We start from the raw sequence: 16,069 nt of genomic DNA, 5'->3' as shown, positions 1-16,069 counted from the left end.
GCGCCGCTGACGCCGAGACGGCCCGCCCCCGCCGAGACACCGCCCCACCGCGGTGCCTCGGCCGGGAGCGGGCCGTCTCGGCGTCGAGCGCCTCGGAGCTCCGCGGCGGCCGCCCCACATCCCGGCACGGCAGGCTGTACGGATGAGCGCGCCTGGAACCACCGACCCCCTCGACCACGTCCGCGTGCGCGGCGCCCGCGAGAACAACCTCCGGAGCATCGACGTCGACGTGCCGCGCGACGCCCTCGTCGCCTTCACGGGGGTCTCCGGATCGGGCAAGAGCTCGCTCGCCTTCGGCACGCTCTACGCGGAGGCGCAGCGCCGCTACTTCGAGTCGGTCGCCCCCTACGCGCGGCGGCTGATCGACCAGGTCGGCGTGCCGGACGTCGACTCGATCGAGGGCCTGCCGCCGGCCGTCGCCCTCCCGCAGCGGCGCTCCGGAGGCTCGGCCCGCTCCACGGTCGGCAGTGCGACGACGCTCTCGAGCGTGGTGCGGATGGTGTTCTCGCGCATCGGCGCCTACCCCGAGGGCGCGCCGATGCTGCTCGCAGAGGACTTCTCGGCCAACACCGTGCAGGGCGCGTGCCCCAGCTGCCACGGCATCGGCCGGGTCTACGACGTCCCCGACGAGCTGATGGTGCCGGACGACTCCCTCTCGATCCGCGACGGGGCGCTCGCCGCCTGGCCGACCGCCTGGCACGGCAAGCAGCTGCGCGACAGCCTGATCTCGCTCGGACACGACATCGACGCTCCGTGGCGCGACCTGCCCGCGGAGGACCGCGACTGGATCCTGCACACTCCTGACTCCCCGCAGGTTCCCGTGTGGACCGACCGCTCGCCCGCGGAGGTGCGCGCCTCCGTGGCCGCCGGGGACGAGCCGCGCTACATGAGCACGTTCCTCGGGGTGCGCCGCTACGTGCTCGACACCTTCGCCGGCTCGAAGAGCGCCCGGATGCGCGAGCGCGCGGCCTCGTTCGTCGTCAGCGTCGCCTGCCCGGTGTGCGGCGGCCGGAGGCTGAAGCCCGACGCGCTCGCCGTCACCTTCGAGGGGCTCGACATCACCGAGCTGTCGGCGCTCCCGCTCGAGGAGCTGGTCGTCGTCGCGCGGCGCGTGCTGGAGCCCGGCTGGACCCCGGCCGACGGCGCTCCGCAGACCCGCCTGGCCGCGCAGCGGCTGGTCGAGGACCTCGTCGCCCGCCTCGCGCCGATCGTCGACCTGGGCCTCGGCCACCTCTCGCTCGACCGCTCCACGCCGACACTCTCCTCGGGGGAGCTCCAGCGGATGCGCCTCGCGACGCAGGTGCTCTCGCGCCTCTTCGGCGTCGTCTTCGTGCTCGACGAGCCGTCCACGGGCCTGCACCCCGCCGACACGGAGGCGCTGCTCGGCATCCTGCGGACCCTGCGGGCGACCGGCAACACCGTCTTCTTCGTCGAGCACTCCCTCGACGTCATCCGCGAGGCCGACTGGATCGTCGACATCGGCCCGGGCGCGGGGTCGGGGGGCGGCACCGTCGTCTACTCCGGCCCGCTCGACGGCCTGCCGGGCGCCCGCGACTCCGTCACCCGCCGCTACCTCTTCCCCGAGGGCGACCCGGCGCCGCTGCGCTCCCGCCGCACCGCGGAGCAGTGGATCGAGCTCGCCGGAGTCTCGCGGCACACCCTCGACGACCTCTCGGTCGCGTTCCCGGTCGGGGTGCTCACCGCGGTCACCGGTGTCTCCGGATCGGGCAAGTCGACGCTCGTGAACCAGGCGCTGCCCGATCTGCTGCGCGCCTCGCTCCGCGCCGACGTCGCCGAGGACGCGCCCGCGGGGGAGGGTGGGGAGGCGGACCCGCTGCTCGACGCGGCCGCGGCGGCGACCCGCGGCACCGCCTCCGGGCCCGCGGACCGCCTGCGCCGGGTGGTGCAGGTGACCCAGACCCCGATCGGCCGGACCTCGCGCTCGAACGTCGCGACCTACACGGGCCTGTTCGACCGGGTGCGGACGCTCTTCGCGGCCACACCGGAGGCGAAGCGCCGCCGCTTCTCGGCGAGCCGCTTCTCCTTCAACCTGCCCAGCGGGCGCTGCCCCGTCTGCAAGGGCGAGGGCTCCGTGGAGGTGGAGCTGCTGTTCCTCCCGACCGTCGAGGCGCCCTGCACGGCGTGCGGCGGCACCCGGTACAACGACGAGACCCTCGAGGTCACCCTGGGCGGCCGGACGATCGCCGACGTCCTCGCGCTGAGCGTCGCCGATGCGCGCGAGGCCTTCGCCGAGGACCGCGAGGTCGCCCGCCACCTCGACGCGCTGGTGGACGTGGGGCTCGGCTACGTCTCGCTCGGCCAGCCGGCGCCCGAGCTGTCCGGGGGAGAGGCGCAGCGGGTGAAGCTCGCCTCGGAGCTGCGTCGCGCCCAACGCGGGGACACGCTCTACCTGCTCGACGAGCCGACGTCGGGCCTGCACCCCGCCGACGCCGACCGCCTGCTCGAGCACCTGCAGCACCTGGTCGACGCGGGCAACACGGTGATCGTCGTCGAGCACGACATGCGCGTCGTCGCCGACGCGGACTGGGTCGTGGACCTCGGCCCGGGAGCGGGCCGGGCCGGCGGCTCGGTGGTCGCGACGGGCACTCCGGAGGAGGTCGCCGAGGCCGCGGGCAGCCGCACCGCTCCGTACCTCCGGGCGGCTCTGGACCGGCGCCGCTGAGCACCCGAGGACCCTGTCAGTCCTCTCACCGAAACCTCACCGAAAACAGTTGTTAACGGTAACATTCGAGGCGGCCCGCCCCCCTGGGCCGGATTTCTCAACGACGAGAGGCCTCACGAATGCGACGACGACTCCCCCTGGCCACCGTGGCGGTGATGGCGCTGACGGCGGGTCTCCTGTCGGTCGGCCCCACGGCTCAGGCCGCCCCCACCACCTCGCTCGACGCCGCGAAGGTGCTCGAGCTCCCGTTCGACGGGTCGCTCGCCGACACCAGCGGTCGCGGGACCGCCCTCGGGATGCAGAAGGGCACCGCCTCCTACGGCACCGGCCTGAACGGCCGGGCGTTCGAGTTCACCGGATCGAACGCGATCTCGCTCGGCACTGCGGCGGCGCTGCAGCCCGCCGACCTCACCGTCTCGTTCTGGTACAAGCCGACCAGCGCGATGACCGGTGAGCAGGTCTTCACCTGGAACAAGACCGCCTACAACTCCGACGGCTGGTACCTCACCTCCGAGGGCGACGGCACCCCGCTCGCGCTCTCGATCGGCCCGTCCGGCGGTCAGCCGTACAAGGTCGCCGTCGAGACCGCGCGCTCCGGCTTCTTCCCCGCGGGGGAGTGGACGCACGTGGTCGCCACGTACGACAAGAGCACCAAGGCCGTCGCCTTCTACCGCAACGGGGTGAAGCAGACCGCCGTCGTCAAGACCGCGCCGTCCTCCTCCGCATCCGGCGTCCTCGGCTCCGAGAGCACCTCGACGAAGACCCTCGGCTTCAACGGCCCCCAGTACAACGGCGCGCACCTGCGCGGCCTGCTCGACGACTACGCGCTCTACAACGGCGTCGCGACCACCACCGACGTCGTCGCCCTGACGAAGGCCGGCAACCCCTCCTTCGACCCCGCGAGCATCGCACGGGCCGACCTCGAGCTGGTCGCCCCGCGCGCGAGCACCAGCACCGGCTTCACCCTGCCCACCGTCGGCGCGAAGGGGTCCGCCCTCAGCTGGACCTCCTCCGACCCGGCGACCGTCGCGATCAGCGGAGGCACGGCCGCGGTCACGCCGCCCACCGGCTCCGCGACGCAGGTCGTCCTCACCGGCTCCGCCACCTACGGGGGCAGCACCGCGGTCACGAAGACCTACACTCTCCAGGTGCAGCCCCGGGGAGTGAAGACGTCGAACTACCTTCTGGAGGCCGGCCTGTCCGACGTCTCCGTGCAGGACCCCTACCTCGAGAACGGGGAGCAGCAGACCGTCGAGTACCTGCTGAGCCTCGACCCCGAGATGTTCCTCTACTCCTTCTACCGCGAGGCCGGGCTCACGCCGACCACCAGCGGCGGATACGGGGGTTGGGAGCGCGAGAACGGCACCCGGTTCCAGGGCCACTTCTTCGGCCACTACCTCTCGGCGCTCTCGCAGGCCTACGCGACCGAGGAGGACGCGGCCACCAAGGCGGCTCTGCTCGCGAAGCTCACCGCTTCCATCGACGGTCTGAAGAAGGTCCAGGACGCCTACGCGCTGAAGGACCCCGCGAACGCCGGCTACGTCTCGCCGTTCCCGACCCGCTACCTCCCCTCGGGCGGCGACGGCCTGCTCGTCCCCTTCTACAACCTGCACAAGGTGCTCGCAGGCCTCCTCGACGCCCACGACCAGGCGCCCGACGCCGTCTCGCAGAAGGCGCTCACCGTCGCCGGCGGCTTCGGCAGCTGGATCACCGCCTGGGCGGGCCGCCAGGCCAACCCCGGGCAGCTCCTGAACACGGAGTACGGCGGAATGAACGAGGCGCTCTACCGCCTGTACGAGACCACGCACGACCCGGCCCACAAGCGCGCGGCCGAGTACTTCGACGAGACCGCGCTGTTCCAGAAGCTCGCGAACAACGAGGACGTCCTCAACGGGCTGCACGCGAACACGACCGTCCCGAAGCTGATCGGCGCGCTGAAGCGCTACCGCGTCTTCACCGACGACCCGGCGCTCTACGCCACGCTCACCGCCGCGGAGAAGTCGGATCTCGACATGTACCGCCGTGCCGCCGAGAACTTCTGGCGCATGGTCGACGAGACCCACACCTACGCCAACGGCGGCAACAGCCAGTCCGAGCACTTCCACGCACCCGGCACCCTGTACGAGTACGCCACGAACGGCCAGACCACCGGCTACGGCGAGAACTCGACCTCCGAGGGCTGCAACATCTACAACATGCTCAAGCTCACCCGGGCGCTGTTCCAGGTGACCGAGGACGTGAAGTACGCCGACTTCTACGAGGAGACGTTCATCAACGGCGTCCTCTCGGTGCAGAACCCGGACACCGGCATGGTGACCTACTTCCAGCCGCAGACCGCGGGCTACGCCAAGGTCTTCGGGCACGAGCTCGACGAGTTCTGGTGCGACCACGGCTCGGGTATCGAGAGCTTCACCAAGCTCGGCGACTCGATCTACTTCGAGAAGCCGAAGACCGTCTTCGTGAACCAGTTCCGCTCCTCGGTCCTCCGCTCCTCCGCGAACAACCTCCGGCTGACCCAGACGGCGGACATCCCGAGCACGGACACGGCGACCCTGAGGGTCGAAGCGCTGGCCGGAGGAGCCGTGGCCGCGGACACGACCCTCAAGCTGCGCGTGCCGTCCTGGATCGACGGAGCGCCGACGCTCACCGTGAACGGTGCCGTCCGTGCCGTCACGGCCCAGGCCGGATACGTCTCGGTCGCCGTCGCCGCCGGTGACGTGCTGACCTGGAAGCTGCCCGCCGCGGTCAGCGCGGTCGCGGACACGGAGAACCCCGACTGGACCGCGTTCCGCTACGGACCGGTGCTGCTGGCGACCGAGCTCAACCGCTCGAACGTCGAGGCGTCCTACGTCGCCGGCGTCCTGGTGCGCATGGGCACGGCCGACAAGTCCGTGAACTCGAACGTCGTCGTCGCGGACTCCGCGGCCTGGAAGTCCGCGGTCCGCGGCAACCTGGTCCGCCTGCCCGACGGCGCGGACGGCAACGGCCGCACGACGATGCGCTTCGGCATGAAGAACGTCGACGCCGCGTCCGCCGCCCGGGTGTTCACTCCGTACTACAGCCTCTACAACGCCCGCTACGCGACCTACATGACCTTGATCGAGCCCGACTCGGCCGCGGCCCAGGAGCTGATCCGGACGCAGAAGGAGCAGCTGCGCGTCGACGAGACGACGATCGACTCCCTCACCTCCTTCGACAACAACAACAGCGAGGCCGACAAGAACTACAAGACCGCGCGGTCCTCGGTGGGGACCTGGCGCGGCGAGGGGTACCGCGACGGCGAGCGCTCGGCGGAGGCGTACTTCCAGTACGACATGATCGTCGACCCGGCTCTGCCGGCGAACTACCTCGGGGTCCGCTACTACGGCGGCGACGCGGGACGCACCTTCGACGTCTACCTCAACGACGTGAAGCTCAAGACCGAGGTGGTCTCGGGAGCGGCCGGAGCGACGAGCTGGTACGTCCAGTACGACCGGATCCCGGCGTCGATCCTCAGCGGTCTCGCCGCGAAGGACAGCTACAAGCGCGACCAGAGCGGGAAGTACGTGCTCGACGCGAAGGGGCAGAAGATCCCCGTCGTCACGGTGCGCTTCCAGGGCACCGGATCCAGCTACGTCGGCGGTGTCTTCGGGGTCTACACGACCGAGTCGACCACCTACGCTGCGGACCCGGAGCTGACGAAGCTCTCCTCCGACGTCGGGACGCTCTCGCCGGCTCTCGCCGCCGGGGTCAGGGACCACACGCTCACGGTGCCGGCCGGCACGACGAGCGTCTCGCTCGACCTGGACCCGGCCGTGCCCAGCGGCCTGGTGAAGGTCGACGGCGTGCTGATCGACGACACCGTCCGCCGCACCGTGCCGCTCGCGGCCTCGGGGACGACGAGCGTGGTCGTCGAGTCGTCGGCGCAGGACCACACGACGACAGCGACCTACCGCCTCTCCATCGTCCGCGCCTCCGCGGCGACGGTACCGACGACCGTGGCGGCCACCAGCCGCTGCGTGGCGGGCAAGGTCGTGGTGACGGTCACCGCTCGGAACGATGCGAAGGTCCCGGCGGGGATCATCCTCAGCTCCGCCTGGGGCTCGAAGGCGTTCACCGGGATCGCTCCCGGGTCGAGCGCCTCGCACGCCTTCACCACCCGCGCCGCCTCGGTGGCCGCGGGCTCGGCGACGGTGACCGCGACGGCGACCGTGGACGGAGCATCGGTGACCACCACGAAGCAGGCCGCGTACTCCGCTCTCACCTGCAAGTGACGTGACGACGACGGCCGCCGGGGATCGCCCCCGGCGGCCGTCGTCGTCAGTCGGAGGTGCGGTAGAGGCCCTGGAGCAGCCCGATGACGTCGCCCAGGACGGGCGGCGGGTCGCTCCGGATCCACGCGGCGTGCACGGGGACCGGCGGGGCGTCGCGGATGACCCGGTAGGCGAGGCCCTGCCGTCGGTACTGGCTCACCGTCGATTCCGCGGTCACTCCGCGGGCGGAGCCGCTGCTGATCACCGTGAGCCAGTCGTCGACGTCGGTCGTCGGGACGGTGATCCGCGGCCGGTCGTGCTCGGGCCAGAGGTCGAGCCGGGTGCTTCCGGTCCGGTCGTCGAGCGCCAGCGGAGCGGTCGCCACCTGGGCGAGGGTGACCGTGCGCTTCGCGGCGAGCGGGTCGTCGGCGGACAGCGCGCAGTAGCGCTTCTCGGTGCCGATCAGAGCCGACTCGACGTCCGCAGCCGGGGATCCGCGCCGGAGGATCGCCAGATCGCTGAGGCCCTCGGCGAGCCCCGCGGTGGGGGTGTTGGAGCGGATCAGCCGCAGCTCGTGGCGGGGGAGCGCCGCGGCCCAGCGGCGCTGGAACTCCTGGGTGTGCTCGCCGAGAGCCGACCAGGCGTAGCCGATCCGGATCGTGTCCGTCCCGGCCGCCGCCTCCTCGCGAAGGTCGTCGACGACGGCCAGGACGCGGCGGGCGTGCCGCAGCACCCGCTCGCCCGCCGGCGCGAGCTCGACGCTGCGGGTCGTCCGGTGGAGGAGCCTTCGTCCGAGGACGGACTCGAGCGCCGCGACGTTGCGGGAGACCGCCGTCTGGGAGATGCCGAGGTCGATCCCCGCGTCGGTGAAGGTCCCGGCGTCCACGACGCCGACGAACGACCGGAGGTGGCGCAGTTCCAGTTCCATGACCGCATCCTATTCATGCGGTTCCCGCATCGATCGGGCCGATGACGCATTGTGAGCCGGGGCCGGACGGCTCGCAGACTTCCGGAATGACGAAGCAGCTCCCCGGCGACGGCCGGACCGTCGGCGTCGCGACCGCCCTCGCGAGCGCCCTCTCGAATCAGCTCGGGGCGGCCTCCGGGACTCTGGCCTTCCCGGTCCTGGGATCCGTCGGAGTGGTCGCCGTCCGGCAGATCGTCGCCGCGCTGATCCTCCTCCCGGTCGTCCGGCCGCGGATCCGCGACCTGACCCGCGCGCAGTGGTGGCCCGTCCTGCTCCTCGCCGTGGTGTTCGGAGCGATGAACCTCACGCTCTACGCGGCCATCGACCGCATCGGGCTGGGGCTGGCGGTGACCCTGGAGTTCTGCGGGCCGCTGGCGGTCGCGCTCCTCGGCTCCCGGAGCAGGACCAGCGCGCTCTGCGCCCTCGTCGCCGGAGCAGGCGTCGTCGCGATCGCCGGGCCGAGGCCATCGTCCGACCAGGTGGGGATCGCGCTCGGTCTCGCGGCCGCGTGCTGCTGGGCCGCGTACATCCTGCTCAACCGGATCATCGGACTCCGTCTGCCCGGAGCGCAGGGGACCGCCACGGCGACCGGGATCTCCGCCGCCGTCTTCCTGCCCGTCGCCGTCTGGACGCTCGTCTCGACCCGCCCCGACGCGGGCACCGTGCTCCTGGCGGTCGGCGCCGGCGTCCTGGCGACGGCCGTCCCGTTCGTGGCCGACGTGATCGCGCTCCGGAGGCTCCCGGCGAGCGTGTTCGGGACGCTCATGAGCGCCAACCCCGTCCTGGCCGCCCTCATCGGCGCGGTCGTGCTCGGGCAAGACGTCGGCGCGGCCGGATGGATCGGCATCGCCCTCATCGTCACCGCGAACGCGGCGGTCCTCCGGCGGGGGCGTCGCGCGCGGTGAGGCCCGGCGGCGGGCCGAGCGAGAGGTGATCCCGTCGAGATGCCGCCGCTGTGCGTTACCTGTTCGTTATGAAAAAGGCGCCTACACGACCAAACCAGGGACACCCTGGGAAACGGCAGGTCGCGGGAGAAAACTCTCCTCCATGAACCAGACAGCGGCACCCGTGCGCGAGCATCGAGCTCTCTACTTCCTGCTCGCCGCCCTCGCGGGCATCGTCACGGGCGGAGTCCTCCTCGCCGTCGCCGAGCTCATCGCCCTCGCGGTCGCCCGCACCGCGAGCCCCGTGCTCGCGCTCGGCGCCTTCATCGTCGACATCGTCCCGCGCCCGCTCAAGGAGTTCGCGATCGAGACGTTCGGCGAGAACGACAAGACCTTCCTGCTCGGCAGCGTGGGCGCCGCGGTCGTCGTCGCCGCCGCGATCGCCGGAGTGCTCCAGCTGGTCCGCCCGCCGCTCGGCCAGGTGCTGCTCGTGATCGCCGGCGGCCTCTCGATCGCCGCCATCGTGACCCGCACCGGAGCGTCGCCGCTCGCCGCGGTGCCCACGCTGGTCGGACTCGTCGTCGCCGTCGTCGTCATGCACCTCCTCTTCACGCGCCTGCGCGGCTGGCGTGCGGCCCGGGCCTCGGAGGCCAGGGGAACATCCTCCGAGGCCCGTCCGGGCGCCCTCGAGCGCCGCGGCTTCTTCCGCATCGCGCTGATCTCCGCCGTCGGCGCGGCCGTCGTCGGCACCGGCGCCCGCCTGGTCAACGCGGCGACCTCCTCCCTCGCCGGCGTCCGCGACGCCCTGCGCCTGCCGTCCCCGCGCAGCACCGTCTCGGTCCCCGCGGGCGCCGAGCTCGACATCGAGGGCATCACGCCGCTCTACACGCCGAACGCCGACTTCTACCGCGTCGACACCGCCCTCACCGTGCCCAACCTGGACCCGTCGGCCTGGTCGCTGAAGATCACCGGCATGGTCGACCGCGAGGTGACGCTGAACCTCCAGCAGATCTTCGACATGGGCCTCGACGAGTACGGCATCACCCTCACCTGCGTCTCGAACCAGGTCGGCGGCAACCTCGTCGGCAACGCCAAGTGGCTCGGCGTCCCCCTGCGCGACGTGCTGAAGATGGCCGGCGTGCAGAGCGGAGCCGACATGCTCCTCTCCACCAGCAGCGACGGCTACACGGCGTCCACCCCGATCACCGCGGTCACGGACGAGAACCTCGACGCGATCCTCGCCGTCGGCATGAACGGCGAGCCCCTCCCGTTCGAGCACGGCTTCCCGGTGCGGATGATCGTGCCCGGCCTCTACGGCTACGTCTCGGCCACCAAGTGGCTCACCGAGCTCAAGGTCACCACCTTCGAGGCCGACCAGGCCTACTGGACCCCGCGCGGCTACTCCGCCGAGGCCCCCATCAAGATGTCCTCGCGGATCGACACCCCGCGGATCGGCGTCCCCGTCACCTCGGGCGCTCTCAAGATCGCGGGCGTCGCCTGGGCGCAGAGCATCGGCATCGAGAAGGTCGAGGTGAGCATCGACAACGGCGACTGGCAGGAGGCGACGCTCTCGACCCCGGTCAACCTCGACACCTGGGTGCAGTGGTTCGTCGACTGGGACGCCCAGCCCGGCTCGCACTACGTCGCGGTCCGCGCGGTCGACAAGAACGGCATGGTCCAGATCGAGGACCGCGCGCCGGTCGCGCCCGACGGATCCTCCGGCTGGCAGCGCACGCTCATCAACGTCACCTGACGCCCCGTGGAGGCGCCGATCCCCGGGGGTCGGCGCCTCCGGTGCGTCCGGCGTCCGTCGCGACGACGCCCCCGCAGTGCGGACGGCCCTGACGCGACGTCGCCTTGGCGGCAGGCACCGCGGCACGTCCCGGCCCGGCGCGCAAGCCTCCGCGGCGGCGCAGCCCGCGAGGAGGCGCCGCTCTAGCCTTCGAGGATGCGCTCCCGGCTCCTCCACCTCCGCGAATCCTTCTGGTTCCTCCCGGCCCTGTTCGGCGTCCTCGCCGTCGGGCTGGCGCTGGGGCTGGTCGAGGTCGACCATCTGCTGGTCCGCGCCGGCGTCAGCGACATCCCCCTGATCGAGGACCTGTCGCCGACCGGCGGCCGGGCGATCCTCTCGGCGATCGGCGGGACGATGCTGGGCGTCGCCGCGACCTCGTTCTCGATCACGATCTCGGTGCTGGCGACCACGTCCTCCGCCTACGGGCCCCGGCTGGTCCGCAACTTCATGGCCGACCGCGGCAACCAGGTCGTCCTGGCGGTGCTCACGTCCACGTTCCTGTACTCGCTGATCGTGCTGCGCGCGGTGCACACCGAGGAGGACGCGTCGCTGACGTTCGTGCCGGTGGTGGCCGTCTCGTTCTCGGTGCTGCTCGCGGTGGGTGACGTCGCGGTGCTCGTCTACTTCATCCACCACATCGCGCTGTCGGTGCAGGTGACGACGCTGCAGCAGCGGGTGCTCGGCGAGCTCGTCGACGTGATCGAGCGACTGCATCCGGAGGACGGTGAGGAGCCGGTGGACGTGGAGGAGGCCCTGCTCGCGGAGGAGGCCCTGCCGCCGGCGGGGCGCGAGCCGGTCGTGCTGTGTGCGGTGCGCGGGGGCTACGTCGAGCAGCTCGAGGTCGAGCGGCTGGTCGCCCTGGCCCGCCGCGGCGACGCGCGGCTCTGGGTGCTCGCGCTGCCCGGCGACCACGTCCTCGTCGGCGACCCGGTGCTCGAGGTCCTGGAGGGGTCCGTCGCCCAGGAGGAGGCGGTCGCCGCGGTCGTCGTCGCCGACGCGCGCACCCCGCACCAGGACCTCCGCTACGCCGTCCAGCAGGTGGTCGAGATCGGAGTCCGCGGGCTCGCGACCGGCACCAACGACCCGTACACCGCGGTCGGCGCCGTCGAGGCCCTGACCAGCGCGCTCGTCGACCTCTGCGGCCGGCCGGAGGCGCGCGGCCGCTACTCCGACGCCGACGGAGTCGTCCGCCTGGTCGTCCCGTGGCCTCGAGCGGGCGAGCTTCTGGCCGACGTGTTCCTCGCCCTGCGCTCGTACGCGATGGAGCAGCCGCTCGTCGTCCGCGCCGGCGTGCGCCTCGCCGAGCGGCTCGCGGTCGTCGCCCACGGCGGGACCCGCGTCGAGCTGCACCGCCAGGTCCAGGCGTTCGCCGCCGCGCACGCCGCCGCCGACGGCGACGCCCTCGAGGCGCCGGCCCTGCGCGCGTCGCTCGCCGCGCTCGAGGCGCGTCTCGCGGCCTGACGCTCGGCCTGCCCGGCGCTCCAGGAAGCCACGCCGCCCGTGGAGTGCTCGAATCGATTCGAGTAGGCTCGGCGCATGACAGAGAACACCACTGAGCTGCGCGTGGGGGTCGTCGGCCTCGGCTTCGCCGGCACCACCCACCTCGATGCCTTCCAGTCCCTGCCCGGCGCCCGCGTCGTCGCGCTCGCCGGCCAGGAGGAGGCGCGCCTGCACGAACTCGGCGCGACCCGCGGCGTCCCCGACCTCTACGCCGACTGGGAGGACCTCGTCGCCCGCGACGACCTCGACGTCGTCTCCATCGGCGTCCCGAACCACCTGCACCACCCGATCGCCGTGGCCGCGCTCGAGAGCGGCAAGCACGTCTTCTGCGAGAAGCCGCTCGCCACCACCGCCGAGCTGGCGGCCGAGATGGTCGAGGCCGCCCGCACGAACGACCGGGTGCTCGAGATCGCGTACAACCACCGCCGCCGCGCCGACGTCGCCTTCCTCCGCGACTACCTCGACGACGCGCCGCTCGGCGACGTCTACCACGCCCGCGCGAGCTGGCAGCGGCGCACCGGCATCCCCGGCATCGGCTCCTGGTTCACCAGCAAGGAGCTCGCCGGCGGTGGCCCGCTCATCGACCTCGGCTCCCACGTGCTCGACATCGCGCTGCACCTGCTCGACGAGCCGCGCGTGACCAGCGTCTCGGCGGTCGCGTACGGCGAGATCGGCCGCTCCGGCCGCGGAGGGCGCCCGCACGGCGTCGCCGCCACCGGCACGCACGCGTTCGAGGTGGAGGACTTCTCGAGCGCCCTGCTGCGCCTCGTCAACGGCCGCTCGCTCCAGCTCGACGCCTCCTGGGCGAGCTACTCGAAGGTCGACGAGGACATCGAGGTCGAGCTGCTCGGCTCGGCCGGGGGCGCGCGCCTCCACATCGCCGACTACGCCACGGAGGGGACTCTGACGCTCTACTCCGAGGTCGCCGGAGCGCCGACCGTCTCGCACCCCGACGTGAAGGTCCCCGCCGGACACCACCGCTCGGTCATCGCCGAGTTCCTGGAGGCCATCGCCTCGGGAGCCGACGCGCCCGCGGGCGGCCCCCGCTACTCCGGCCACTACGGCGAGTACGCGCTGCACCGCAGCCGGGTGGTCGACGCGATCTACCGCTCCGCCGCCGAGAAGCAGGAGGTGGCGGTCGCATGAGCGCCCCGATCGAGGTCCTCGTCTGGAACGAGTTCCGCCACGAGACCCGCGGCGACGAGACCGTGCTGCGCCACTACCCGGACGGCATCCACCGCGTCATCGCGGACGGACTCGCGGAGTCGCTCGGCGACGCCGTCTCGGTGCGCACCGCGACGCTCCCCGAGCCCGAGCACGGGCTCACCGAGGAGGCGCTCGCGACGACGGACGTGCTGCTGTGGTGGGGGCACATCGCGCACGAGGAGGTGTCGGAGGAGGTCGTCCAGCGGGTCCTGCGGCACGTGCAGGAGGGGATGGGGATCCTGGTCCTGCACTCGGGCCACTACTCGTCGATCTTCAAGGCGCTCATGGGCACGACCTGCTCGCTGAAGTGGCGCAACGACCGCGACCGCGAGCTCGTCTGGACGATCGCACCCACGCATCCGATCGCCGAGGGCGTGCCCAGCCCGCTGATCATCCCCGAGCAGGAGATGTACGGCGAGTACTTCGACATCCCGGTGCCGGAGGAGACGGTGTTCCTGTCGACGTTCACCGGCGGCGAGGTGTTCCGCTCCGGCGTGACCTACACCCGCGGCCTCGGGAGGGTCTTCTACTTCTCGCCCGGCGACCAGGACTACCCCGTCTACCACCACCCGGACATCCGGCGCGTGCTGGCGAACGCCGTCCGCTGGGCCCGCCCGACCCGGCCGCGCACGCCCCTCACGGCCGACCACCACCCCCGGGGCTGGTTCGAGTCCTGACGCGGTCCCCTCCCTCTCCGCGGGATGCCGTTCCGGTACGCGACACGCCGTGCCGGGCGCACCGACGTGGCGTCTCGCGGGGAGGTACTGGGGGGATGCAGCAGTCGGAGGGGCGCGAGCCGGACGAGGTGCGCCGGTACGGGGAGGCTCCGGAGCAGATCGCGGACGTCTTCCGCGGGGCGCCCGGCGAGGCGCGCCGGCCGGTCGTGCTCGTGCACGGCGGGTTCTGGCGGGCGCGGTGGGACCGGCGGCACGCCCGGCCGCTCGCGGCGGCACTGGCCGACCGCGGGCACGATGTGCTCCTCCCCGAGTACCGGCGCACGGGCGACCCGGGAGGCGGCTGGCCGGGCACCGGCGACGACGTCCTGGCCGTGCTCGCGGCGCTCCCGGCACTGCTGCCCGGCGCCGGACCGGTCGCCCTCGTCGGCCACTCTGCCGGCGGCCACCTCGCCGTCTGGTCGCAGGCCGCCCGTCCGTCGCCGCACGTCGCCGCTGTGGTGGCACTGGCGGGCGTGCTCGACCTGGCCGCCGCCTCCGCCGACCGCCTCAGCGACGACGCCGTGGGGGAGCTCCTCGGCGGCGACCTCGCGCTGCTCCCGGGCGCCGACCCCGCGCAGCTGCCCGCGCCGCCGCAGCCGACCACGCTGATCCACGGCGTACTCGACGAGGACGTCCCCGACGCCTACAGCCGCCGATACGCCGACCGGCACCCCGCCGTGCAGCTGCACGAGCTCGCCGACGCCGACCACATGGCGCTCGTCGATCCGACGACGCCCGCCTTCGCGATCCTCCTCGCCGCGCTCGGCTGACGCGCGCCGGGAGCGGGACTGCGACGCTCCGCCCGCCGAGGCGCGACGGGAACAGGCCCCCTACAGGACCGGCGGGTACAGGAAGAGCGGGACCTGCGCGGTGGGGAAGGTGCGGGTGACGTAGCTGTGCTTGCCGCCGTAGTTGTACTCCTCGAGGAGCACGGTGCCGTCGTCGTTGACCTTCTGCACGTACGAGACGTGGTTGTAGGTCCACCAAGCGACGCAGCCGACGATCGGGACGCTGCTGGTCGCCCAGCCCTTCGCGGCCCAGTTGTCCGGCCACTCGTAGGCGCTGCCGCCGAGCGGGGTGATGTTCCCCCACGTGTACTTCCACGGCGCGGAGGTGCGGCCGGCGTCGCGGTTGAGGCGCCAGGCCACGAAGTCGACGCACTCGCGGTAGTAGTAGCCGAGGGGCGAGAGTCCGCCGCCGTCGTCGTCGATGGTCTCGTAGGGCCACGGGTAGTCGTCGCCGACCGCGCGGGTCTGCACGGTCGAGAACTCTCCGCCGTTCGATCCGGAGAGCACGGCCGCCTGGCGGCTGGCCTCGTCGAGCTGCGCCTGGGTCGGTGCGGCGAAGGCGTCGCGGACGGCGGTCTGGCCGGCGGCGTCGGAGGAGACGGTGAGGTTCTGGAGGCCGACCCGGTTCGCGGCGGCGCGGCCGGTCGCGGTGGCGGAGGAGCTGCGGGCGCCGTACGCGGGGATCGCGGCCGTGGCGAAGAGGCCGCCGACCACCGAGAACGTCCCGAAGGCCAGGGCGCGGCGGCTGAGGCCACGGGCCCGGGCGGATTCGGCGACGCGGGGAGCGACGGGGCGGGAGGCGGACGCGCGACGCGGAGAGGCCGGGATCGACCGGGAGGCGGGGGAGGCGACGGCGGGGACCTCGACCGACACGGTCGGAGCGGGCGCCACGGCCGATGCGGCGTCGACGATGAAGTCCGCGGAGTCGCCAGCGCCTGCGGAAGCGGGCGAGTTGTCCGATCCGCTGCCCTCGACCGCGGCACCGGCGGTCGCCGCGCCCGTCTCCGCCTCGGCCCGGGCCGCACGGCGCTCGGCCTCGCGGGCCTCGCGCCGGGTCGGGGGTGCAGTGGTCGGGGTGCCGGCACTCTCCTCAGGGGTGGGAATGCCTGGCTTCGACACGCGTGCGTTCTCCTCGGATGACGGTGGTGACGGGGGGTCGGGGGCCGGTGGGGATCCGGCGACGAGCCACTCTAGCCCGAGGCCCGCGCATAACGGAACGATCACGACGGATCCGGCACGGATGCTCCGACCGCTCGCGCCCGTGCGGTGCCAGGATGGGGCGCAACCGGGAAGGAGCTCCT

At 72.7% G+C, this 16,069-nt stretch carries 10 protein-coding genes; 8 read left to right on the top strand and 2 right to left on the bottom strand.

Annotated features, from left to right (window positions below; all coding sequences use genetic code 11):
* Positions 1-142 precede the first annotated feature (142 nt).
* Together C5C71_RS07460 and C5C71_RS07455 are read left to right on the top strand one after the other, a co-directional pair.
* Positions 143-2,683 carry an excinuclease ABC subunit UvrA gene (locus C5C71_RS07460; protein ID WP_104315716.1) on the top strand — a complete coding sequence of 847 codons (2,541 nt, stop codon included), beginning with the start codon at positions 143-145 and terminating at the stop codon, positions 2,681-2,683.
* 119 nt (positions 2,684-2,802) lie between these two features.
* Positions 2,803-6,936 (top strand): beta-L-arabinofuranosidase domain-containing protein, encoded by a 4,134-nt coding sequence (locus C5C71_RS07455; RefSeq protein WP_104337435.1) that lies wholly within the window; start codon positions 2,803-2,805, stop codon positions 6,934-6,936.
* A gap of 46 nt (positions 6,937-6,982) precedes the next feature.
* On the opposite strand, the gene C5C71_RS07450 is transcribed toward C5C71_RS07455, so the two are convergent.
* The gene (locus C5C71_RS07450) at positions 6,983-7,843 is read right to left on the bottom strand and encodes a LysR family transcriptional regulator (RefSeq protein ID WP_104309269.1); all 861 of its coding nucleotides are present in this window, start codon (positions 7,841-7,843) and stop codon (positions 6,983-6,985) included.
* An 86-nt stretch (positions 7,844-7,929) separates the two neighbouring features.
* Between C5C71_RS07450 and C5C71_RS07445 the strand changes: the two genes are divergently transcribed.
* The 6 genes from C5C71_RS07445 (at position 7,930) to C5C71_RS07420 (ending at position 14,750) form a co-directional block, all read left to right on the top strand.
* Complete coding sequence (locus C5C71_RS07445) at positions 7,930-8,787, top strand: DMT family transporter (RefSeq protein ID WP_104269307.1); 858 nt, start codon at positions 7,930-7,932, stop codon at positions 8,785-8,787.
* A 142-nt stretch (positions 8,788-8,929) separates the two neighbouring features.
* On the top strand, positions 8,930-10,519 hold the full coding sequence (locus tag C5C71_RS07440; RefSeq protein ID WP_104226578.1) for a molybdopterin-dependent oxidoreductase: 1,590 nt from the start codon (positions 8,930-8,932) through the stop codon (positions 10,517-10,519).
* 195 nt (positions 10,520-10,714) lie between these two features.
* On the top strand, positions 10,715-12,019 hold the full coding sequence (locus tag C5C71_RS07435; RefSeq protein WP_104337434.1) for a DUF2254 domain-containing protein: 1,305 nt from the start codon (positions 10,715-10,717) through the stop codon (positions 12,017-12,019).
* 75 nt (positions 12,020-12,094) lie between these two features.
* Positions 12,095-13,204 (top strand): Gfo/Idh/MocA family protein, encoded by a 1,110-nt coding sequence (locus C5C71_RS07430; protein WP_104337433.1) that lies wholly within the window; start codon positions 12,095-12,097, stop codon positions 13,202-13,204.
* Entirely contained in the window at positions 13,201-13,941 is a 741-nt protein-coding gene (locus C5C71_RS07425; protein ID WP_104337432.1) for a ThuA domain-containing protein, read from the top strand. The genes C5C71_RS07430 and C5C71_RS07425 overlap by 4 nt, the downstream gene beginning before the upstream one ends.
* 95 nt (positions 13,942-14,036) lie before the next feature.
* On the top strand, positions 14,037-14,750 hold the full coding sequence (locus tag C5C71_RS07420) for an alpha/beta hydrolase (RefSeq protein ID WP_104337431.1): 714 nt from the start codon (positions 14,037-14,039) through the stop codon (positions 14,748-14,750).
* A gap of 60 nt (positions 14,751-14,810) precedes the next feature.
* Here C5C71_RS07420 and C5C71_RS07415 read toward each other — a convergent pair whose 3' ends face one another.
* Positions 14,811-15,887: a CHAP domain-containing protein gene (locus tag C5C71_RS07415; RefSeq protein ID WP_104337430.1), complete on the bottom strand. Its 1,077-nt coding sequence runs from the start codon at positions 15,885-15,887 to the stop codon at positions 14,811-14,813.
* Positions 15,888-16,069: the final 182 nt, after the last annotated feature.

The sequence above is a fragment of the Rathayibacter sp. AY1C1 genome (assembly GCF_002932105.1).
In the GTDB taxonomy this organism is placed as follows: Bacteria; Actinomycetota; Actinomycetes; order Actinomycetales; family Microbacteriaceae; genus Rathayibacter.
This window is presented reverse-complemented; position numbering and strand designations above follow the sequence as displayed.